At 74.3% G+C, this 19,914-nt stretch carries 19 protein-coding genes; 8 read left to right on the forward strand and 11 right to left on the reverse strand.

What is annotated here, in order from left to right:
- Nucleotide 1: 1 nt before the first annotated feature.
- Both ACFTXQ_RS22240 and ACFTXQ_RS22245 read right to left on the reverse strand, forming a co-directional pair.
- A complete protein-coding gene (locus ACFTXQ_RS22240; protein ID WP_382643308.1) occupies nucleotides 2-703 on the reverse strand; it encodes an MBL fold metallo-hydrolase in 702 nt (233 codons plus the stop codon).
- Between the two features lie 126 nt (nucleotides 704-829).
- Entirely contained in the window at nucleotides 830-2,194 is a 1,365-nt protein-coding gene (locus tag ACFTXQ_RS22245) for a dipeptidase (protein ID WP_382643310.1), read from the reverse strand.
- Nucleotides 2,195-2,441: 247 nt separating this feature from the next.
- On the opposite strand from ACFTXQ_RS22245, the gene ACFTXQ_RS22250 reads away from it, so the two are divergent.
- Nucleotides 2,442-3,659 carry a geranylgeranyl reductase family protein gene (locus ACFTXQ_RS22250; RefSeq protein WP_382643408.1) on the forward strand — a complete coding sequence of 406 codons (1,218 nt, stop codon included), beginning with the start codon at nucleotides 2,442-2,444 and terminating at the stop codon, nucleotides 3,657-3,659.
- A gap of 116 nt (nucleotides 3,660-3,775) precedes the next feature.
- Complete coding sequence (locus ACFTXQ_RS22255) at nucleotides 3,776-4,315, forward strand: GNAT family N-acetyltransferase (RefSeq protein ID WP_382643312.1); 540 nt, start codon at nucleotides 3,776-3,778, stop codon at nucleotides 4,313-4,315.
- Nucleotides 4,316-4,349: 34 nt separating this feature from the next.
- Here the strand turns inward: ACFTXQ_RS22255 and ACFTXQ_RS22260 are convergent, their stop codons facing one another.
- A complete protein-coding gene (locus tag ACFTXQ_RS22260) occupies nucleotides 4,350-4,826 on the reverse strand; it encodes a nitroreductase/quinone reductase family protein (protein ID WP_382643314.1) in 477 nt (158 codons plus the stop codon).
- Between the two features lie 157 nt (nucleotides 4,827-4,983).
- On the opposite strand from ACFTXQ_RS22260, the gene ACFTXQ_RS22265 reads away from it, so the two are divergent.
- Both ACFTXQ_RS22265 and ACFTXQ_RS22270 read left to right on the forward strand, forming a co-directional pair.
- The gene (locus ACFTXQ_RS22265) at nucleotides 4,984-5,682 is read left to right on the forward strand and encodes a TetR/AcrR family transcriptional regulator (protein WP_382643316.1); all 699 of its coding nucleotides are present in this window, start codon (nucleotides 4,984-4,986) and stop codon (nucleotides 5,680-5,682) included.
- 159 nt (nucleotides 5,683-5,841) lie between these two features.
- Entirely contained in the window at nucleotides 5,842-6,789 is a 948-nt protein-coding gene (locus ACFTXQ_RS22270) for a spherulation-specific family 4 protein (RefSeq protein WP_382643318.1), read from the forward strand.
- A 15-nt stretch (nucleotides 6,790-6,804) separates the two neighbouring features.
- On the opposite strand, the gene ACFTXQ_RS22275 is transcribed toward ACFTXQ_RS22270, so the two are convergent.
- The 3 genes from ACFTXQ_RS22275 to ACFTXQ_RS22285 all read right to left on the reverse strand — a co-directional run bounded on the left by ACFTXQ_RS22275 (nucleotide 6,805) and on the right by ACFTXQ_RS22285 (nucleotide 8,431).
- Nucleotides 6,805-7,299, reverse strand: coding sequence for a hypothetical protein (locus ACFTXQ_RS22275; RefSeq protein ID WP_382643320.1), 495 nt, complete (start codon nucleotides 7,297-7,299; stop codon nucleotides 6,805-6,807).
- Nucleotides 7,300-7,368: 69 nt separating this feature from the next.
- Entirely contained in the window at nucleotides 7,369-7,620 is a 252-nt protein-coding gene (locus ACFTXQ_RS22280) for a DUF6332 family protein (protein WP_382643322.1), read from the reverse strand.
- Nucleotides 7,621-7,687: 67 nt separating this feature from the next.
- The gene (locus tag ACFTXQ_RS22285) at nucleotides 7,688-8,431 is read right to left on the reverse strand and encodes a maleylpyruvate isomerase family mycothiol-dependent enzyme (RefSeq protein WP_382643324.1); all 744 of its coding nucleotides are present in this window, start codon (nucleotides 8,429-8,431) and stop codon (nucleotides 7,688-7,690) included.
- A 49-nt stretch (nucleotides 8,432-8,480) separates the two neighbouring features.
- Between ACFTXQ_RS22285 and ACFTXQ_RS22290 the strand changes: the two genes are divergently transcribed.
- Nucleotides 8,481-9,134: an alpha-ketoglutarate-dependent dioxygenase AlkB family protein gene (locus tag ACFTXQ_RS22290; RefSeq protein ID WP_382643325.1), complete on the forward strand. Its 654-nt coding sequence runs from the start codon at nucleotides 8,481-8,483 to the stop codon at nucleotides 9,132-9,134.
- 124 nt (nucleotides 9,135-9,258) lie between these two features.
- Nucleotides 9,259-10,506 (forward strand): ROK family protein, encoded by a 1,248-nt coding sequence (locus tag ACFTXQ_RS22295; protein ID WP_382643327.1) that lies wholly within the window; start codon nucleotides 9,259-9,261, stop codon nucleotides 10,504-10,506.
- Nucleotides 10,507-10,588: 82 nt separating this feature from the next.
- Here ACFTXQ_RS22295 and ACFTXQ_RS22300 read toward each other — a convergent pair whose 3' ends face one another.
- Complete coding sequence (locus ACFTXQ_RS22300; protein ID WP_382643329.1) at nucleotides 10,589-11,137, reverse strand: ATP-binding protein; 549 nt, start codon at nucleotides 11,135-11,137, stop codon at nucleotides 10,589-10,591.
- A gap of 198 nt (nucleotides 11,138-11,335) precedes the next feature.
- Between ACFTXQ_RS22300 and ACFTXQ_RS22305 the strand changes: the two genes are divergently transcribed.
- Nucleotides 11,336-12,493, forward strand: coding sequence for a PLP-dependent cysteine synthase family protein (locus tag ACFTXQ_RS22305; protein WP_382643331.1), 1,158 nt, complete (start codon nucleotides 11,336-11,338; stop codon nucleotides 12,491-12,493).
- A 115-nt stretch (nucleotides 12,494-12,608) separates the two neighbouring features.
- Here the strand turns inward: ACFTXQ_RS22305 and ACFTXQ_RS22310 are convergent, their stop codons facing one another.
- Entirely contained in the window at nucleotides 12,609-13,094 is a 486-nt protein-coding gene (locus ACFTXQ_RS22310) for an SRPBCC family protein (protein WP_382643333.1), read from the reverse strand.
- A 324-nt stretch (nucleotides 13,095-13,418) separates the two neighbouring features.
- On the opposite strand from ACFTXQ_RS22310, the gene ACFTXQ_RS22315 reads away from it, so the two are divergent.
- Nucleotides 13,419-15,719, forward strand: coding sequence for a hypothetical protein (locus ACFTXQ_RS22315; protein ID WP_382643335.1), 2,301 nt, complete (start codon nucleotides 13,419-13,421; stop codon nucleotides 15,717-15,719).
- On the opposite strand, the gene ACFTXQ_RS22320 is transcribed toward ACFTXQ_RS22315, so the two are convergent.
- From ACFTXQ_RS22320 to ACFTXQ_RS22330, 3 genes are all read right to left on the reverse strand, one after another.
- Nucleotides 15,670-18,126 (reverse strand): right-handed parallel beta-helix repeat-containing protein, encoded by a 2,457-nt coding sequence (locus tag ACFTXQ_RS22320; protein ID WP_382643337.1) that lies wholly within the window; start codon nucleotides 18,124-18,126, stop codon nucleotides 15,670-15,672. The two genes, ACFTXQ_RS22315 and ACFTXQ_RS22320, sit on opposite strands and share 50 nt — an antisense overlap.
- Before the next feature lie 79 nt (nucleotides 18,127-18,205).
- Nucleotides 18,206-18,817: a hypothetical protein gene (locus ACFTXQ_RS22325; protein ID WP_382643339.1), complete on the reverse strand. Its 612-nt coding sequence runs from the start codon at nucleotides 18,815-18,817 to the stop codon at nucleotides 18,206-18,208.
- 255 nt (nucleotides 18,818-19,072) lie between these two features.
- Nucleotides 19,073-19,897, reverse strand: a complete 825-nt coding sequence (locus ACFTXQ_RS22330) for an MOSC domain-containing protein (protein WP_382643341.1) — start codon at nucleotides 19,895-19,897, stop codon at nucleotides 19,073-19,075.
- Between the last annotated feature and the right edge of the window lie 17 nt (nucleotides 19,898-19,914).

A 19,914-nucleotide genomic window follows, 5' to 3' on the forward strand; every position in this document is an offset into this window, starting at 1 on the left:
ATCAGCCGACCGGGGTGTCGGCCGCGGCCTTGGCCAGGGCGGCCGCGGTGTCCACCGTCAGGGGGTCGCCGTGGCCGAAGCAGGCCGTGGAGGGGGACAGCGCGGCCAGCCGGCGGAAGGACTCCACGGCGCGGGCGCGGTCCACGTTGAAGACGCCCAGCATCAGCGGGCCGACGGCGGCGATGCAGTCCCCCGCGAACAGCACGCCGTGGTACGGGAGATGGATGCCGATGCTGCCGTCCGTGTGGCCGGGGGCGTGGACCACGTACGCCCCGTCCCCGAAGCCCAGCGCGTCACCGTCCTCCAACTCCCGGTCGACGGGGGTGGGCGGGGCCTCGGGGACCACCGTCAGAGCGTGCTCGTACAGCGGAACCTCCCAGTCCAGCAGCACCGGTTCGGGCACGCGCCGCTCGCCCCGGATCACGGGTGCGTCCAGCCGGTGCGCCAGGATGCGGGCGCCGTGGCGGGCGGCGAGCTCGCCGGCGCCCCCGAAGTGGTCGCCGTGGCAGTGCGTCAGGACGATCCGCTCCAGCCGTTCGGGCAGCAGCCCGAGGGAACGTATCGCCTCCTCGACCGCGTCCGCCTGGCCGGCGTATCCCGCGTCGATGAGGGTGAGGGCCTCGCCGTCCTGCCAGAGATACGCCTGGCCGACGGGGAAGCGGAGCATGTGGAGCCGGTTCGGGATGACTTCGACAAGATCCATACGCCCGACGCTACGGACCGCGGTCGGCTCCGCGCACGCGACTTCACCGGTAGCGGAGTCCGCCGAGAGCGGAGCCCGGGGCCGCGCACGGCGGCGCCGCAGCACAGACCCGGGCCCCACCGGAGGTCATCCCCGCTTGGACTCCGCGTAGTTGACGAGGAAGAGGGCCTCCGCCACCGACAGCCGCTCCAGCTCCTCCGGCGACACGCTCTCGTTGACGGCGTGGATCTGCGCCTCCGGCTCGCTCAGCCCGATCAGCAGCATCTCCGCCTGCGGGTACAGCTCCGTCAGCGTGTTGCACAGCGGGATGGAGCCGCCCATGCCGGCGATCTGCATCTCCTGGCCCGGGTACGCGGCCTGGAGCGCCGCCGCCATCGAGGCGTACGCTGGGCTGCTCGTGTCCGCCTGGAAGGGCTGGCCCTGGCCGACGACCTCCAGCTCCAGGCGCGCCTTCCACGGCGTGTGCGCCACCAGGTGCGCCTCCAGCAGCTTGATGGCCGCCGCGGTGTCCACGCCCGGCGGCACCCGCAGGCTGATCAGCGCGCCGGCGCTCGCGTGCACCGACGGGGTCGCGCCGACGACCGGCGGGCAGTCGATGCCGAGCACCGTCACGGCCGGGCGGGCCCACAGCCGGTCCGCGACCGTGCCGTCGCCGATCAGCTCGACCCCGTCCAGCACCTTCGCGTCGGCGCGGAAGTCCGCCTCCGGGTACTGCAGGCCCTCCCACACCGCGTCCGAGGCCAGCCCGTCGACCGTCGTCGAACCGTCCGCCGCGCGCAGCGAGTCGAGTACGCGGATCAGCGCGGCCAGCGCGTCGGGGGCCGCGCCGCCGAACATGCCGGAGTGCAGGTTGCCGCCCAGCGTGTCGATCTTCACCTTCAGCAGGGTCATCCCGCGCAGGGTGGCCGTCACCGTCGGCAGGCCCAGGCGGAAGTTGCCCGCGTCCCCGATGACGATCGTGTCGGCGGCCAGCAGCTCCGGGTGCGCCTCGGCGTACCGCTGGAGACCGCCGGTGCCCTGCTCCTCGGAGCCCTCGACGATCACCTTCACGCTCACCGGCACGCCACCGTTGGCCTTCAGGGCGCGCAGGGCCAGCAGGTGCATGATGAACCCGCCCTTGCAGTCGGCGGAGCCGCGCCCGTACCAGCGGCCGTCGCGCTCGGTCAGCTCGAAGGCGGGGGAGATCCAGGCGGCGTCGTCCAGCGGGGGCTGCACGTCGTAGTGCGCGTAGAGCAGAACGGTCGGCGCGCCCTCGGGGCCGGGGAGGAAGCCGTACACCGACTGGGTGCCGTCGGGGGTGTCGAGCAGCGCCACGTCCCGGAAGCCCTCGACGCGCAGGGCGTCCGCCACCCAGTTCGCGGCGGCCTCGCTCTCGCTCTTGGGGAACTGCGCCCAGTCCGCCACCGACTGGAAGGCCACCAACTCGGTGAGCTCCTGCTTGGCGCGGGGCATCAGCGAGGCGATGGTCTCGGCGATCGGATTCTGGGACATGGGCACGCTCCTCTTGGGTGCGACGTTGTTCTCAGTGGTACGCCGCCCGGATCCGCGTGGGTGGCGTATGCCGGGTACGGCGAAGGCAGTCCCGATCCTCGCACAACAGGACGGGGCGGCGACTCGCCGTAGGATTTGCCCGGCATCGGAGCAACCGGGTGATCAGGAGCAGCAGCACATCGTGAGCAGCGACGACGACGTACGCGACGCAAGCGCAGGACAGGCCGAGCAGGGGGCCGCGGACGAGGTGGCCGGGGGGACCGGCGAGGTGTGGGACGTGGTCGTGGTCGGGGCCGGACCGGCCGGGTCCTCGGCCGCGTACGCGGCGGCGACGGCGGGGCGGAGCGTCCTGCTGCTGGAGAAGGCCGAGCTGCCGCGGTACAAGACCTGCGGCGGCGGCATCATCGGCCCCTCGCGCGACGCCCTGCCCCCGGGGTTCGTGCTGCCCTTCAAGGACCGCATCCACGCGGTGACGTTCTCGCTCGAGGGCAAACTGACCCGGACCAGGCGCTCGAAGCAGATGCTGTTCGGGCTCATCAACCGGCCGGAGTTCGATGCCGCGCTGGTCGCGGAGGCCGAGAAGGCGGGCGCCACCATCCGTACGGGTACGGCCGTGGCCCGCGTGGAACAGCACGGCGCGGCCGTGCCCGACCGGCGCACGGTGGCCGTGGTGCTCGCCGACGGGGAGACCGTCCTGGCCCGCGCGGTGGTCGGCGCGGACGGCAGCGCGAGCCGAATCGGCGGGCACGTCGGGGTCGAGATGGAGCAGGTCGACCTCGGCCTGGAGGCGGAGATCCCCGTCCCGGAGACGGTCGCGGAGGACTGGAAGGGGCGGGTGCTGATCGACTGGGGCCCGCTGCCCGGCAGTTACGGCTGGGTCTTCCCCAAGGGCGACACCCTCACCGTCGGGGTCATCTCGGCGAAGGGCGACGGCGCCGCCACCAAGCGGTACCTGGACGACTTCATCGCCCGGCTCGGCCTCGCCGGCTTCGAACCGGCCGTCTCCTCCGGGCACCTGACCCGCTGCCGCAAGCCCGATTCGCCGCTCTCACGCGGCCGGGTGCTGGTCGCGGGCGACGCGGCCGGACTGCTGGAGCCGTGGACCCGCGAGGGCATCTCCTTCGCGCTGCGCTCGGGGCGGCTGGCGGGGGAGTGGGCGGTGAAGATCTCCGAGGCGCAGGACGCGGTGGACGCGCGCCGCCAGGCGCTCAACTACGCCTTCGCCGTGAAGGCGGGGCTCGGTGTGGAGATGGGCGTCGGCAGGCGGATGCTGCACGTCTTCGAGGCCCGGCCGGGCCTGCTGCACGCGGCGATCACCGGCTTCCGGCCGGCGTGGCGGGCCTTCGCCCGGATCACGCGCGGCTCGACGACCCTGGCCGACCTGGTCCGTACGTATCCGCTGGCCCGCCGGGCCCTGCACGCACTGGACGCCAGGCAGGCGTCCCGCGGCGGCGGCCGCGCCTGAGGCCCCGTCCCGCGGGTCTTCCCGGGGCCGGGCGGCACGCCGTCCGGCCCCGGGAGGTGCCGGTGCGGTTCCGATATTGGTTTGCCGTCGGCGTCCCGCTCGGATAGGAAGCCTGCATGCTGAGGGGTAGCAAGGTCGGGCTCAGGGCCCGGTACGAGGACGACATCCCGATCCTTCGGGCGGAGCTCTACGACGACGTGGTCAACTCCTCGCGCGCCGAGAGCCGGCCGTGGCGGCCGATCTCGCCGGGCTCGAAGGACTCGCGGCTCGTGGTGGACGAGACGGAGCACGGGCACGTCCCGTTCTCCGTGGTGGAGCTGGCCGGCGGCACGCTGGTCGGCACGGCCGTGTTGTGGGGCATCGACAACCACAACCGGTCCGCGCACCTCGGGCTGGGGTTGCTGCCGTCCGCCCGCGGCAAGGGCTACGGCACCGACGTGGTCGCCGTGCTGTGCCGCTACGGCTTCGTCGTGCGCGGCCTGCGGCGGCTGCAGATCGAGACGCTGGCGGACAACGCCGCGATGTTGCGCTCGGCCGAGCGCAACGGCTTCGTCCGCGAGGGCGTGCTGCGTTCCTCGGCCTGGGTGATGGGCGAGTTCCTCGACGAGGTGCTGCTCGGGCTCCTCGTCCAGGACTGGAAGCCGGACACCCCTTAGGGGGGAGGCGGCGTCCAGTTGCTGCGGGCGGCGGTCAGTTCGACACCGCTATGCGGAAGACCGGGTGGTCGGCGGCGGCCGCCTGGAGTTCCGCGTCGGAGGACTTCGCGTTGACGCCCTGGAAGAAGGCGTTGACCTCCCAGCCCCACTTCTCCAGGTAGGTGCGCAGGACGGCGGCCTTCTGCGCGGGGTCGGTGATCTCGGTGGCGGTGAAGGTGCGCACCTTGCGCCCCACGCGCAGCTCGCCGCCGCCCGCGACCCGCATGTTGCGGACCCACTGGGAGTGGCCGCGGGCCGAGACCAGGTACTGGGAGCCCTCGTACGTGTGCGGGTTGACCGGTATCCGCTGCATCTGCCCGGACGTGCGGCCGCGGACCGACAGCTCGGCGGAGCCGGCCAGGCTGATGCCGATGCGGGCCAGCTTGCCGAAGAGTGCGTTGAAGCGCCTCGTGAACGGGCCGGCCTGGAGGTAGTACGGGCCGGCCGGGGTGGACGGGTTGGACGCGTTCATGGTGGCCTCCGGGGGCGTTTCCGCGATTTCGAGAGCAGTGCTCTCGCTTGAGAACAGTGTGCACGGATCGGTGCGCCAAAACAAGAGCAGTGCTCTCTGAATGGAGCGGCGATCCATTTCTTGGGCGGTGCTCTGCCTGCGTGGCACACTGGCCCGCATGAACACCGTCCGTGGGGCCAGGGAACGGGCCCGTATCGAGGTCACCGCCGCCATCAAGGACGAGGCGCGCCGCCGCCTCGCGGCCGAGGGCGCCGCCAAACTCTCCCTGCGCGCCGTCGCCCGCGAGCTCGGCATGGTCTCCTCCGCGCTCTACCGCTACTTCCCCAGCCGCGACGAGCTGCTCACCGCGCTGATCATCGACGCCTACGACAGCGTCGGCGCCGCCGCCGAGGAGGCCGACGCCCGCGCCCTCGCCGCCTCGGCCCCGCCCCGCGCCCGCTGGATCGCGGTCTGCGAGGCCGTCCGCGCGTGGGCGCTGGAGCACCCGCACGAGTACGCCCTCATCTATGGCTCCCCGGTCCCCGGCTACAGCGCCCCCCAGGACACCGTCGGCCCCGCGTCCCGCGTCGGCAACGCCTTCATCGCCGTCCTCCGCGCCGCCTACGAGGGCCGCGGCCTCGCCCTGCCGCCGCTGCCCGCCGCCCTGCGCCCGGAAGCCGTCCGGATGACCGCCGACTTCGCCGACGGCCTGCCCCCCGAGGTCACCGCCGCCCTCGTCGCCGCCTGGGCGCAGCTGATCGGCCTCGTCTCCTTCGAGCTGTTCGGGCAGTTCAACCGGGTCGTCGAGGACCGGGACACCTTCTTCGCGCACGCCGCGGGCCAGCTGGCCCACGGGGTCGGGCTGCCCGCCGTATGAGCAGGCAGCCGGCGGGGCGCTGACGGGGATCAGCGTGCGGCGGCGGGCCGTCGCTCTGCTGTTCCCCGGGCCCAATCCGGCGGTTGCCCCTTGCACCGGGGCCGGTCCGTCTAGTGTTCCTCGGGTCGCCCCCCTGCTGCCGCCGCCGGAGGAACCGTCATGCCCCGCGCCGTGAAGGCCCTGTACGCCCTCGTGGTCACCGCCTTACTGGCCGCGCCGGCCCCGGCGCCCGCGCCCGCGGCCGGTGCGACGGCGCGCACCGCCCAGCCGGCCCGGGCCGAGACCCCGGCCACGCCCCGGATGCCCGGAGTGCGGGGACTGGAGATCGCGGTCCCCGCCTACGTCGGGGCGCGGGACCGGATGCTGGCGGACCTCACCGGCACCGAACCGGCCCCCTCGGTGGTGGTCCTCAACCCCGGAAACGGCGACGCCCCGTTCGACGCCACCTGGCGGGCCCGCGCCGACGCCCTGCGCCGTGCCACCACCGCCACCGGCGAGCGGACCAAGGTCCTCGGCTACGTCCACACCGACCACGGCAACCGCGACATCGCCGCCGTCAAGGCCTCCGTCGACAACTACCTGCGGACCCCCGACGGCCGCCTCCACGTGGACGGCATCTTCTTCGACGTCGTCAGCCGCGACTGCGGCCCCGGCAACGCCGTCCGCGACCACTACGCGGAGCTCCGCCGCCACGTCCAGGACACCATGCGCGCCCTCGACCCGGGCGCCAGCGACCTCGTCGTCGACAACCCCGGCACGGCCATCGCCGACTGCTACCTGGAGCCGGGCCGCCGCACCGCGGACGTGTTCGTCACGTACGAGGACACCTACGCGGCCTACACCGGCGGCGGCTGGCCCGGCGGCAACGTCTTCGACCCCGTGGGCGGCTACCGCCCGGGTACCGAACTCGACCCGAGCGGAACGGCGTTCTGGCACCTGGTCCACGACGTCCCGGACCCCGAGTCGATGCGCACGACCCTGCGCACGGCCTTCGGCCGCGGCGCGGGCTACGCCTACGCCACCAGCACGGTCATGCCCAACCCCTGGGACGCGTCCCCGGATTGGCCGTTCCGCGAGCAGACCGACTATGCGGCCACCCTCGGCTGAGGCCGTGCGCCGACGTCAGCGGTAGTCGTCAGGGTGCCCCTGCATCCAGGTGTTGATCTCGTCCCGGGTGCCGATCAGCGAGGTCTGGTGCTTCTTCAGGTTCTCGAAGGTCCGGTCGCCGCCGAGCTCCGCGTCGAGTTTCGCGATCAGGCCGATCGGCTCAGGGAAGTGGCCGGGCCCCTTCGGGTCCGCCTTCATCGACCGGTTCAGGCGGTGGAGTTCGTCGTAGACCCGGCCGAGGAAGTAGGCACAGTTGCCCGGTGTGCACGCGTCGTCCAGGGTCGCCTGGAGCCCGGCGAACGCGTCCCGGACCTTCTCGGGCGGGAGGTCGGCAGGTGCGGATGCGGATGCGGATGCGGAGGCCGGTCCCGGGCTCGGGGCCGCGCCCTGCGAGGAAGCCGCCGCCGACGGAGCGGCCGCGGAGCCGGCCGGGTCCGCGCCACAGGAGACGCTGAAGGCCGCAAGGGCCACGGCGAGCAGCGCCGCACCGCGCACGGTGGAAGTGGACATCGAGGATCCCCCATGATCGTTGAGGGGTCGACCCTATCGAACGTCCTGCCGAGCGCTTCGCCGGATGCCCTAGCGGCCGTCGTTCTCGGGGCGGCGGGCGAAGCGCCACAGGAGGTGCGCGACGCGGAGTACGAACACTGCGGCCGCCATGGCGCCGCCCGCCACCGCCAGTACGTGCTCCGCCGCGCGCGACAACGAGAACACCACGGCGGGCCCGTACACCGCGCCGAAGGTGAGTGCGGCAGCGAAGCAGGCACTGACGAAGGCGTAGCCGATCTCGATGGTGATCGCGTCCCGGTCCGCCTGATTGCGTCGCCCCATGCGTGCAGTGTCACAGCGGATACGATCCGTCACAAGGCAGGCCTCGACCCGGGCGCGGGTTCCCCGCTCAGATTCCGGCCGTCTCGCTCCACAACCGGGCCAGCCCGGTATCGCCCGTCACCCCCGGGCCCGCCAGCGGGAGCCGGTTCCACAGCGCCGCGTACAGCCAGGCCGCCTCGCCCGACAGCTCGCAGTCGACCGGCTCGTCCGTGGCGCCCCGCACCGTCCGGGCCGGCTCCGACGACAGGTGTACGGTCCACGCCGCGCCCGTGTCGGCGGCCCGCACCCGCAGCACCCGGGGCTCCGGCGTCCGCACCCGGCTCCGGGGCCGCGCGTGGAAGCCCGTCAGCAGCTCGTCCACCCCGTCCTCCGCGAACTCCGGCTCCACCGCCGAGAACGCGACCCCGAGCGCGGCCTCCGCGTCCATCCGGTGCACGGCCGTCTCGTGGGCCTGCCGACGCGCCCAGAACGCCAGCGGGGAGGGTGCGGCGGTCGGCAGGAACGTCCAGCACTGCACATCGGCCGGCGCCTCGGACAGGGTCCGGACCAGGGCCGCGTGCCCCTCGCGGAACCAGGCCAGCAGCTCCGCCCCGGTCAGCTCCGGCGGGTCGGGGAACCCCACCGGCTCCAGCCGGCCCTCTCCCACGTACGCGGCCGCCCAGCGGTGCACCGAGCCCGTGTGCCGCAGCAGATCGGCCACCCGCCACGGCGGGCAGGTGGGCACGGGGACGTCCATACCGGCCTGCTCGGCCAGATCGGCGAGCAGCTGCCCGTCCCGTTCGAGCGTCTTCACGAAATCCAAGATCTCCATGTCGGGATTCTGCCAGCCACCCCGTGGCCCCGGGTCGGACAATGGACGCATGAACGGGGAACTCTTTCCGCGCGAGCGGACCGTGATCGCCCCCGGCGCCGTGCACGTGCCCGACTGGCTCGGGGACGGCCGGCAGCGGGAGTTGCTGGCCGCCTGCCGCGCATGGGCCCGCCCGCCCGCCGGGCTGCGCACCGTGCACACCCCCGGCGGCGGCACGATGACCGCCCGGCAGGTGTGCCTCGGACTGCACTGGTACCCGTACGGATACGCCCGCACCGTCGTCGATGGCGACGGGGCCCCGGTCAAGCCGATGCCGCCCTGGCTCGCCGAGCTGGGGCGGGAGGCGGTCGCCGCGGCCTACGGGGAGCCCCCGGAGGCGGGGGCGGAGTACGACATCGCCCTGATCAACTTCTACGCCGGCGACTCCCGCATGGGCATGCACCGCGACGCCGAGGAGAAGTCCGGGGCCCCGGTCGTCTCCCTCAGCCTCGGCGACAGCTGCGTCTTCCGCTTCGGGAACACCGCCTCGCGCGGCCGCCCGTACCGCGACGTGGAGCTGCGCAGCGGGGATCTGTTCGTCTTCGGGAACCCGAGCCGACTGGCCTACCACGGGGTGCCGAAGGTCCTGCCGGGCACCGGCCCGCAGGGGCTGGGGCTCACGGGACGGCTGAACATCACGCTCCGGGTCGGCGGCCTCGGGTAAGGGGCGGCGCCCGGCACCGCCCGATCATGCGAGGATCGGGTGCATGAACGGCAACGGGGCCCCGCCGCGGGTGGGGGATGTGACCACGGTGTCCACTGCTACTGCTTCCACGGATTCTGCTTCGATGGGTTCTGCCGCCGCGAGCTCCGCTTCCACGAGGACCAAGCTGGAGCGGGGCCGCGGCGCGCTGGGCCCGGCGCTGGAGCTCGTCCACACCGGCCGCGCCCCGACCAGGGCCGTCCTGACGGCCGAGCTCGGCGTCACCCGCGCCACCGCCGGAGCCGTCGCCGCCGAGCTGGAGGCGCTCGGGCTGATCAGGGTGGACTCCCGGCCCGGCGGCGCGAGCGGCACGCAGGGCCGCGGTGCCGGCGGCGCCCAGGGCCGTCCCTCGCACCGCCTCTCGATCGACGAGAACGGCCCCGTCGCGCTCGCCGCGCAGGTGCACCCGGACGGTTTCCGGGCCGCGCTGGTCGGCCTCGGCGGGCGGATCGTCGCCACCGCCCCCGGCAAGATCACCGTGTCCGCCGACCCGGCGCAGGTGCTCGGCGCGGTGGTGGACGCCGGGGCAGCGCTGCTCGCGGAGACCGGCCGCCGCTGTATCGGGGCGGGGCTCGCGGTGCCGTCGGCGGTCGCGGAGCCGGAGGGCACGGCACTGAACCCGCTGCACCTGGCCTGGCCGCCCGGGTCTCCCGTAAGGGCGGTCTTCGCGCAGTGCGTGAAGGCGGCCGGGATCGACGGCCCGGCCCTGACCGGGAACGACGTGAACCTCGCGGCGCTGGCCGAGCACCGGCACGGCGCGGGGCGCAGCGCGCAGCACCTGCTGTGCGTGGCCACCGGGCACCGCGGCGTGGGTGGCGCCCTGGTGCTGGACGGCCGCCTGCACAGCGGGAGTTCGGGCCTGGCACTGGAGGTGGGCCACCTCACAGTGAACCCGGAGGGCCGGCCCTGCCACTGCGGCGGCCGCGGCTGCCTGGACGTGGAGGCGGACCCGCTGGCCCTCCTCACCGCGGCGGGCCGCACGCCCGGGCCCGAGGTGTCGCTGCTGCAGCAGGCGCGCGACCTGCTGGCCAGCGAATACGCGGAGCCGGCGGTACGGGCGGCCGCCGAGGAGCTGATCGACCGGCTGGGGCTCGGCCTCGCGGGCCTGGTCAACATCCTCAACCCGGACCGGATCATCCTCGGCGGGCTGCACCGGGAACTGCTGCACGCCGACCCGGAACGGCTGCGCGCGGTGGTCGCGGACCGCAGCCTGTGGGGGCGCAGCGGGGGCGTGCCGATCCTGCCGTGCACCCTGGACCACAACAGCCTGGTCGGCGCCGCGGAGCTGGCGTGGCAGCCGGTGCTGGACGACCCGCTGGGCACGTTGGCCTAGGGCGGCCGGACGCGGGTCGCGGGTCGTCCCGGGGGTTCCGGCCGGCTCGGCGGACGGCCTCGCCGGGGTGCGGCGGGCGTCGTCAGCCGGGCCCGGCGCCGACCGAGGCGGCCACCGACAGGCCTGTCGCGACGGCTCCGGGGTCCACGGCGACGAGTGCCGACCGGGCGGGTTCTCGTACGGGCTTCGAACCGATCCGTACCGGGCCCGGCGGAGCCGCCGGCGCGGGGGCCGCCGTGAGCGAGAACCACACCACCTTGCCCGGTCCGTCGGCCTGGTGGCGCGCGCCCCACGCCTCGCTGAGCGCCTCCACGAGCGCGAGCCCGCGCCCGCCGGTCTCCAGCGAGCCCGCCGGCGGCGCGCTCAGCACCGGCAGTCGCGGATCGCTGTCGATGACCGAGACCGTGAGCCGGCCGAGGCGGAGTTCGATCTCGACGGTGCAGGTCTTGTCCGGCTGCGCATGGAGGTGGACGTTGCTCAGCAGTTCCGTCACCCCGAGCGCGGCCCGGTCTATGAGCGGATCGAGCTGCCAGTGGCGCAGCTGCGCCGAAACGATTCTTCGGATCTGTCCGATCCGGCACGGCAAGGCCTGCAGTTCGACGACGCAGTGCCTGCGGGAATGACTGATCACGGCTGCGACTCCCCGACATGAGTGTTACGGGTGCTGCACCCTCAGTAATGCTCCACCAGGGTCACCCACGGTGCCCCACAGTGCAACCGAACGCGATCGAAAGCGATGTGCATGGAAACCCAAAGCGACTGTTTGCGCAGGTGGGGGAGGTACATTGCGAAAGCAGGGGGCGAATAAACGCACGAAGGAGCAGGGCGCATGAGCACCACCGGCACCAGCGGTACCACCGGCACCAGCGGTACGGCTGCCACGACGACCATCGACGTCGACCGCAGCGACGCGGACTACCGCGCCTGGCTCAAGGAGGCCGTCCGCAAGGTCCAGGCCGACGCCAACCGCTCGGCGGACACGCACCTGCTGCGCTTCCCGCTCCCCGAGGCCTGGGGCATCGACCTCTACCTCAAGGACGAGTCCACGCACCCCACGGGCTCCCTCAAGCACCGCCTCGCGCGCTCGCTCTTCCTCTACGCCCTCTGCAACGGCTGGATCCGCCCCGGCCGGCCGGTCATCGAGGCCTCCTCCGGCTCGACCGCCGTCTCCGAGGCGTACTTCGCCAAGCTGATCGGCGTCCCGTTCATCGCCGTCATGCCGCGCACGACCAGCCCGGAGAAGTGCCGCCTGATCGAATTCCACGGCGGCGAATGCCACTTCGTGGACGACTCGATGAAGATGTACGAGGAGTCGGCGCGGCTCGCGGCGCGCACCGGCGGCCACTACATGGATCAGTTCACGTACGCGGAGCGGGCCACCGACTGGCGCGGCAACAACAACATCGCGGAATCGATGTACCAGCAGCTGAAGCTGGAACGTTTCCCCGAACCGGCCTGGATCGTCGCGACCGCCGGCACCGGCGGCACCTCCGCGACCATCGCGCGCTACGTGCACTACATGCAGCACGACACCCGCGTCTGCGTCCCGGACCCGGAGAACTCCTGCTTCTTCGACGGCTGGACCAACAACGACCCGGACGCGAGCAGCGACTGCGGCTCGCGCATCGAGGGCATCGGACGGCCGCGCATGGAGCCGAGCTTCGTGCCGGGCGCCATCGACCGGATGATGAAGGTCCCGGACGCGGCGAGCGTCGCCGCCTGCCGGGCGCTGGAACAGGCCATCGGCCGCAAGGCGGGCGGTTCCACGGGCACCGGCCTGTGGAGCGCCCTGAAGATCGTCTCGGAGATGGTGGCCGAGGGCCGTACGGGCAGCGTCGTCACCCTGCTCTGCGACCCGGGCGACCGCTACCTCGACAAGTACTACTCCGACGACTGGCTGGCGGCGCAGGGCCTCGACATCGCCCCGTACGCGAAGACGCTCGAGACGCTGCTGACCACGGGGGTGTGGCGCGAGCCGTCCGCCTGACGGCGCGTCCTCGCCGGCAAGGGGCGGTCCAAGGCCCGGGCCGTCGTGCCGCGGTCGTCCACTTCGCCGACGGTCCGGCGCTGACGCTGCAGGAGTTTCGTAGGAGGGTCTGGGACTACTGACCGGCGCGCGGTGCGGCCAGGTGGCCGTCCAGGGTGCGGACCGCCGTGTGGAAGGAGCGGCCCAGGCCCGGGCGGAGGGCCTTCAGGGCCAGGCGGAAGGGTGTCGAGCCGTCCGCGGCGAAGGTCCAGCGGATCCGGGTGCCCGAGCCGGTGGGCGTCAGCCGCCATTCCTCCAATAGGGCCCGGACCCCGGGGGCGTTGGTCTCGTCCACCCGGTACGCGTAGCGCTGCTCCGGGTCCGCCGCCATGATGGTCTCCCGGAAGCGCACCCCGCCCGTCAGCTCGATCTCCCGGCCCGCGCCGCCGTGCGTGGGGCGGGCCAGTGTGATCGCCCGGAACCAGCGCGGCCAGCCCTCGACCTCCTCGGCCAGCGCCTGGTACACCGCCTCCGGCGGCGCAGCCGCCTCGGCGGTGAAGGCCAGGCGGACCGAAGCGTCCTCGACGAAGTCCAGCCCCACCGGTCGGAGTCGGCGAGCCATGGCGGTACCTCCTGCTGCTGGGGCGTGGCAGTGTCGCGGCGGGCTGTGCGGGCGTCACGATAGCTGGCTGGCCGTCAGATGTCCGCTCCGGAGGGGATTTTCGCAGCCCGCGGGCGCGCGGCCCTGGCCACGGGCCCCCGCCGCGCGGGATGCTGGAGCCGCGCCGATCACGCCCCGCGAGCGGAGCCCGCAGTGCCGCAGAGCCCCACACCACCGAACCCCGACCCGCATGCCGACCCGGGCTCACGCCCTCGCCCGGGGCCGGCCTCCCGCCCGGAGCCCGGTCCCCGCCCCGCCGCCGGGCCCCTCGCGCTCGAGCTGCTGGTGCACGGAGTCGCCGGGGCCGCGCCCGCCGAGCTGCTCGGCGATCCGCGGACCGTGCGGGTGACCGGGGACTCCACCGCCGCCGTGTTCCGCCGTACCGAGGACGCCGACGCCGAAGCCCACCCCGAGCGGTACGCCGGGCGGCCCGTCCCCGAGGCCTACTGCTGGTCCCGGCTCACCTCCGGCAACGGCGCCCGAGCCCTGTGGCTGCTGCTCCTGCCCTTCATGGTGGCCAACCTCGCCCACTGGGCCCGGCCGGCCGCGCCCGCCGCCGGTCCGGCGCCGCGCGCGGTGCGCTCGTACGGGTTCCTCGTACGGGTGCTCGCGCTCAGCCTGACCGTGCTGCTGATCGCGGCCGCCTGCGAGGTCGCCCTCGACCTGTTCGCCTGGCAGTGCGCCGGCTCCGCCACCTGCACCGCCGACCGCTCCTGGCTCGGCTTCCTCGCCGACGGCGGCTGGTGGGCCCAGCCGGGGCGCCGGCTGGCCCTCGGGGCCCTCGTCCCCGCCGCGCTGACGGGCCTGCTCTGGTTCCTGTCCAACCGCACGTGGAGCGCCTACGAGTCCCAGCCGCCGCCCGCCGGCGCCCCCGACCCGGACACCGCCTCGGACACCGCGCCCGCGCTCGGCCGCCCCGGATTCTGGTACGGGCGCAGGCTCGTGGCCCGGCTGCGGGCCGCGCACACCGCCGCCGGGCTGCTCACGGTGGCCGCGGCCGTCGCCGCCCCCACCCTCCGTCACGACCGCGGGGCGGGCGGGGTCCCCGTACTCGAAGCCCTCGGCTGGGCCCTGGAGGTGCTGCTCGCCGCCGGGGCGCTGACCGTGGCCTGGGTCGTCTGCCGGCGCGGGCGCACCGAGGCCCGGGCCGACCACCGGCTCGACCGGGCCGCCGTCACCCTGCTGCCCGGCGCCGCGCTCGCCCTGCTGGCCGCCGTCCTCGTCCACGCCTGCTGGTCGCGGCCCGGCTGGACCTCCGCCGGGCGGCTCCCCGGCGACTTCGCCTTCGGCGTGCTCATGCTGGGCCAGGGCTGCTGCGCGCTGGCCCTCGCCGCCGTCGCCCGGTACCTGCACCGGCAGGCCCCCGATCCCCGCGCCGCACTGAGCGGCCTCGGCGGGCCCGCCGTCGCCGTGCTCGGCTGCGCCCTCGGCGGGGTGATGTCGGGCGGGGTCGCCCAGCGCGTCGCCGACTGGCTGGACGGCGGGGGTACCCCCGGGATGGCCGGCACGCCGCTGCCCGGGCCGCCCGTGCTGCTGTCCTGGCAGGCCGCCGTCTTACCCCCGCTGCTCCTCGTACTGGCCCTGCTCGCCGCCTGGTTCGCGGTGCGCGGGGCCCGGGCCAGGCGCCGGCTGGCCGCCGGGGTCGCCGCCGAGTACCCGGGAGAGGCCCCCGACCGGGCCCGCAGCCGCCGGATCGCCGGGGCCCGGGCCGCCGCCGCGCTCACCGACTCCGCGCCCTGGTTCGTGGCGGCCGTCTCCGGCATCACCCTGCTGCTCGGCGCGGGCGCGCTCGCCGGCGCCTGGCTCAGCGGAAAGGTCCCGGGCGAGGCCGCCCGCGGGAGCCGCCCGCTGCTGGAGGCCGCCGCCCGCGCCGCCCAGGACACCGGGTCCTGGCTCATCGGCTTCGGCTTCGTCCTCTTCGTCACCTGGGGCCGCCGCGCCTACCGGGATCCCGCCGCCCGCCGCACCATCGGCATCCTGTGGGACGTCGGCACCTTCTGGCCGCGCGCCGCCCACCCCTTCGCGCCGCCCTGCTACGCCGAGCGCGCCGTCCCCGACCTGACCTGGCGGATGACCGGCTGGACCGCCCGCACCGGCGGCCGCCTGGTCATCTCCGGCCACTCCCAGGGCAGCGTGCTCGCCGCGGCGGCCGTCTGGCAGCTGCCGCCGCCCGCCCGCCGCCGGGTCGCCCTGCTCACCTACGGCTCCCCGCTCGGGCGCCTCTACGGGCGCTGGTTCCCGGCCTACTTCGGGCCCGGCCCGCTCGCCGCCCTGCACGGGGAAGTCGATTGCTGGCGCAACCTGTGGCGGGCCACCGACCCCATCGGCGGCCCGGTGCTGCCCGGCACGGCCGAGGGCGTGGACCGCGGGCCGCTCGCCGACCCGGTCGCCTACGGGCGCAGCGCCCGCCACCCGCTGCCCGCGCCCGTCCTCGGCCACTCCGACTACCAGGCCGATCCGGCCTTCGCCGCCGAACGCGACGCCCTCCTGGCCCGGTTGGGCGCCGCCGACCCCGCGCCGGTGCCGTCGCAGCGGCTCAGCAAGGAGCCGGCTGCGCCGGCAGATCCGCCGGGAACAGCAGGGTGAGCTCGTCCGTACTCGGCTCCGACAGCTGAGCCACCCGCCCCGCGTGCCTCTCGACCATCGACTCGAAGGTCTGGCGCGCGGTGCGGCCGTTGCCGAAGGCGGGCCCCTTGGGCAGCTCCGTGAAGTACGCCAGCAGGGCCTCGGAGGTTCCCTCGCCGAGCCGGTACTCGTGCTCCTCCGCCTGCTGCTCCACGATCCGCAGCAGCTCCTCGGGCCCGTAGTCGTGGAAGGTGATGGTCCGTGAGAACCGGGAGGCCACACCGGGGTTGACGGTCAGGAAGCGTTCCATCTCCGCCGTGTACCCGGCGACGATCACCACCACCGCGTCCCGGTGGTCCTCCATCAGCTTCACCAGGGTGTCGATGGCCTCACGCCCGAAGTCCCGGCCCGAGTCCTCCGGAGCCAGCGCATACGCCTCGTCGATGAACAGCACCCCGCCGCGCGCCCGTTCGAAGGCCTCCTGCGTACGGATCGCCGTGGAGCCGATGTGCTCGCCGACCAGGTCCACGCGGGAGACCTCGACCAGGTGGCCGCGCTCCAGCACGCCGAGGGAGGCCAGGATCTCCCCGTACAGCCGGGCGACCGTGGTCTTGCCGGTGCCGGGGGAGCCGGTGAAGACCAGGTGCCGGCGCACCGAGGCGGCCTTGAGGCCCGCCTGTTGCCGCCGCCGGCCCACCTCGATCATGTCGGTGAGTGCGCGCACCTCGCGCTTGACGCTGTCCAGGCCGACCAGCGCGTCGAGCTGGCCCAGCACCGCACCGGACCCGCGGGCGTCGGAGGCCGCCCCGCCCCGATCCTCCGGCAGCCCGGAGGCTCCGGCCTCCGGCGCCGGGGCGGCCTGCCGTGCCTCGGGGCTCCGGGCCGCCGTGACCGTACGGACCCCGGCCTGCGCCCCGGCGGACACACCGCCCGCGGCCGCCTGGGCCGCCGCCCGCGAGCCGGACTCGTCACCCGTGCAGTCCTCGGCGACCGGCCCGTCCTCGGCGAACTCGTACCCACCGCGCGCGCAGCGCTCGGTGTGACAGCGCGCCAGGGTGGTGCGGCAGCCGTCCATGACGTGGAAGCCGAAGCCGGAACTGCCCGTCACCCGGCAGGCCGTGAAGGTGCCGCGGCCGCCCGCCGACACGTAGAACCCGGCCTCGGCGGGGGAGGTGACCGTGCACCGCTCCAGGAGCGGGTCGGCGCCCTTGGTGACGATCACCCCCGTCTGCACGGCGTCGATCGTGCAGTTGGCGAGGGTGCCGCCGCTGCCGTGGTCGCGGAACCAGGCCCCGGTCGCCGCCTCCCGGATCCGGCAGTCGTCGAGCTGCGCGGTGGCCCCGTCGCTCACCGAGACCGCGGTGTTGCGGACCTGGGAGAGATCGCTGTCGACGACGTCGACGCGCGAACCCCGGTCCAGGACGAACAGCGCGTCCGGAACGTCGTGCACCCGGCAGTTCGCGAGCGAGGCCGTGGCCCCGTCGCTGACCCACACCGCCGGATAGTCGCCCGTACTGTCGTGGATCTCGCAGGACTCGGCGTCGACCCTCGTCCCCGGGTCCCACACCGACAGGCCGTTGCGGCCGAAGCGGCGCACCGCGGTGCGGCTGAGCGTGAGGACCGAACGCGACCGCAGGTCGACCGCGTTCTCCGGGATGTCGTGGATGTCACAGCCGGTCAGAGTGAGTACGGCGTCGGTGTCGAGCGTGACACCGTCGGCCGTGGTGCGGTGCACCGCGCAGTCCGTGAGCCGGGCCGCGGCGCGCGCGGCGATCTGCACCCCGGTGCCCTTGATCTCGTACACCTCGCAGCCCAGCGCCTCCAGTCCCGAGCCCTCGCCGGTGACCCCGATGCCGGCGCCCGCGGAGTGGTGGACCCGGCAGCGCTCCAGCCGGGGACGGCCGCCGCCACGCACCGAGATCCCGCTCTGCCCGGCGGCCACGACCTCGCACTCCTCGAACACTCCGCCGCCGCCGTCCAGGACGGAGATACCGACCCCCGTAGGGTTCTCCACCGTGCACCGCCGCACCAGCGGCCGGGCACCGCTGCCGCGCACCTCGATGCCGGCCGCCGACCGGGTGCTCACCCGCAGATCGGTGAGCTCGGGGGAGCCGTCCTCGACGAGCAGCGCGGGGGCCGCCCGGTCCTGGCCCTCCAGGTGCAGGTCCTGGACCACGGCGGAGGCGCGCACGGTCAGCGCGACCCCGTCGAGCGGCGCGATGCGCACCGACCCCAGCCCGCCCTCCGGCCCGCGCAGGGTGACGGCGTGGTTCAGGACCAGGTTCTCCCGGTAGGTGCCGGGGGAGATGGACAGCACGTCCCCGTCGCCCGCGACGGCCAGTGCGGCGGCCAGCGTCGGATACTCACCGGAGCGGCGCCGCCACCGCGAGGCCCCGCCGTGCGTTACCTGGACCGTGCCCTGAGCCATGGTGCTGTCGTGCCCCCACCCTCGTCTTCGCGCTGCCGATGCCCCACCGTAGCGCGCGGGACGCCGGCGGGCCGCCAGGTCAACTGCCCGCGCCCGCCCGGCCCCAGTCCGGCCCGGCCGCCGCCCATGCGCGGTCCAGCCGTATGTACCGCCGGTGCACGAGCCTGCGTACGACCAGCCGGCGGACCGTTTCCACCAGCGCGGCCGCGCCGATCGCCGCTGCCAGGCCCGCCACCCCCGCGTGGAACGCTGCGGCGGAGGGATCGAGCGGCTGCGCCACCAGGCGGCCGTGCGTGTCGGTCCATATCCGGAACCGGTCGCCGGGGCGCGGCGGTTCCTCCGCGGCCGGCACCGTGCCCTCGTGGCTGCTGCCGTCGGGCGCGGTCCACGAGGCCACGATCCTGGTCCGGTACGGGGAGCTCTGCTGCGCCGAGGGATCGGCGGACGCCCTCGCCGCCGACTCGGTGGCCTGCCGGACCACCACCGCCGGAACGAGGTGCCGTTCCTGGCGCTGCTCCACCGCGGCCCGCTGGAGCTGCCCGTCCACCTGCAGTCCCGCCACCCAGCCGATGGCCGGAGCCACCAGCAGCACGCACACCAGCGCGGCGAACGCCACCCACGCTTCGAAGAGATCGGTCGGCCGGCGCAGCGGATTGCGCCGCCAACGCCACACACCCATTGCTGTCCGCACGGTCCGGCACCCCCTTTGCCTCCGTATGCCTGCGCGTCCAAGCCTCTCGCATGCCCCGGGGACGCGCATTCCGGGACGCGCGAGACAAGCGTCACCCGAGCCGGCTCCGCTGGCCCGGCAGGGCGGCCACCCGTCCTGACTGATCCAACGGCCTGGTCGTGGCGGTTGGTTCCAGCCCGGGCGCGGAGCCCCTCGAAGGTGTCATTCCGCTCGTCCCGCTCATCGAGCTCCATGAGCGCATGGAGCTCATGGAGCTCATTCCAGGACGCGGACCTCGTCGCCGACGCGCACCGTGCCCAGCCGCACCGGCACCAGCTGCCGCCCGAAGGCCAGGGACTTGCCGATCCGCCGGTGCCTGGCGAGGCTCACCAGCGGCTCCTTGCCCCGCTTCGCGGTGTGCTGGTCGGTGGTGGTCACGATGCACCGCCCGCATTCCCGTACGCCGCGGAAGACGGCGTCGCCGATCGCGATGCGCCGCCAGCCGTCCTCCGCCCACGCCTCGGCCCCGGAAACCACCACATTCGGGCGGAAACGGTTCATCGGCAGCGGACCCTCGTGCGGATGTTCCCCCTGCGCGATCAGCGAGTTGAGCGCGTCCAGCGAGGCGAGGGTGGTGATCAGCAGCGGATACCCGTCGGCCAGGCTCACCGTCTCGCCCGGCAGCGCGTAGTCCGGATCCACGGGCCGGCGTACGGCCGGATCGTCCAGGTGCACCAGCCGGGCCGGCACGCCGAGGTACGCGCTGAACCAGTCGGCCGCGGCATCCGCCGCGGCCACGGTCTCGACCTTCTTCCCGAACAGGGCGACCGGCTCCGGCCGGCCCGGCTCGGGCACCTCCACGAGCAGCTCCGCCATGCCCGGCGCCGACACCGCGATCCGGCCGCCGCTCAGCGGAAGGGCCGTCGCCAGGGCGAGCCGCGGCTGCTGGCGTTGGGTGATGACCGTGCCCCCGGAGTCCACCAGCGCCCACCGCCGGTCCCCGGACAGACCCCAGGGCTCCACGGCCGCCTCGTCGGGAGCGGCCCCCGCCAGCGATTTGACGGGGTGGACGTGGAGCTCCTGGACATACAGATTCGACATGGGGGCAATCCTCTCAG

The organism is Streptomyces sp. NPDC057010, assembly GCF_042673805.1.
GTDB lineage: Bacteria > Actinomycetota > Actinomycetes > Streptomycetales > Streptomycetaceae > Streptomyces.

Bases quoted from the DNA above. Each gene is read 5' to 3' on its own strand.
- ACFTXQ_RS22280 (WP_382643322.1), bottom strand. From the start codon at position 7,620: ATGGGGCGACGCAATCAGGCGGACCGGGACGCGATCACCATCGAGATC.
- ACFTXQ_RS22270 (WP_382643318.1), top strand. From the start codon at position 5,842: ATGCCCCGCGCCGTGAAGGCCCTGTACGCCCTCGTGGTCACCGCCTTA.
- ACFTXQ_RS22255 (WP_382643312.1), top strand. From the start codon at position 3,776: ATGCTGAGGGGTAGCAAGGTCGGGCTCAGGGCCCGGTACGAGGACGAC.
- ACFTXQ_RS22265 (WP_382643316.1), top strand. From the start codon at position 4,984: ATGAACACCGTCCGTGGGGCCAGGGAACGGGCCCGTATCGAGGTCACC.
- ACFTXQ_RS22260 (WP_382643314.1), bottom strand. From the start codon at position 4,826: ATGAACGCGTCCAACCCGTCCACCCCGGCCGGCCCGTACTACCTCCAG.
- ACFTXQ_RS22275 (WP_382643320.1), bottom strand. From the start codon at position 7,299: ATGTCCACTTCCACCGTGCGCGGTGCGGCGCTGCTCGCCGTGGCCCTT.
- ACFTXQ_RS22320 (WP_382643337.1), bottom strand. From the start codon at position 18,126: ATGGCTCAGGGCACGGTCCAGGTAACGCACGGCGGGGCCTCGCGGTGG.
- ACFTXQ_RS22285 (WP_382643324.1), bottom strand. From the start codon at position 8,431: ATGGAGATCTTGGATTTCGTGAAGACGCTCGAACGGGACGGGCAGCTG.
- ACFTXQ_RS22245 (WP_382643310.1), bottom strand. From the start codon at position 2,194: ATGTCCCAGAATCCGATCGCCGAGACCATCGCCTCGCTGATGCCCCGC.
- ACFTXQ_RS22295 (WP_382643327.1), top strand. From the start codon at position 9,259: ATGGGTTCTGCCGCCGCGAGCTCCGCTTCCACGAGGACCAAGCTGGAG.
- ACFTXQ_RS22310 (WP_382643333.1), bottom strand. From the start codon at position 13,094: ATGGCTCGCCGACTCCGACCGGTGGGGCTGGACTTCGTCGAGGACGCT.
- ACFTXQ_RS22305 (WP_382643331.1), top strand. From the start codon at position 11,336: ATGAGCACCACCGGCACCAGCGGTACCACCGGCACCAGCGGTACGGCT.
- ACFTXQ_RS22290 (WP_382643325.1), top strand. From the start codon at position 8,481: ATGAACGGGGAACTCTTTCCGCGCGAGCGGACCGTGATCGCCCCCGGC.
- ACFTXQ_RS22240 (WP_382643308.1), bottom strand. From the start codon at position 703: ATGGATCTTGTCGAAGTCATCCCGAACCGGCTCCACATGCTCCGCTTC.
- ACFTXQ_RS22330 (WP_382643341.1), bottom strand. From the start codon at position 19,897: ATGTCGAATCTGTATGTCCAGGAGCTCCACGTCCACCCCGTCAAATCG.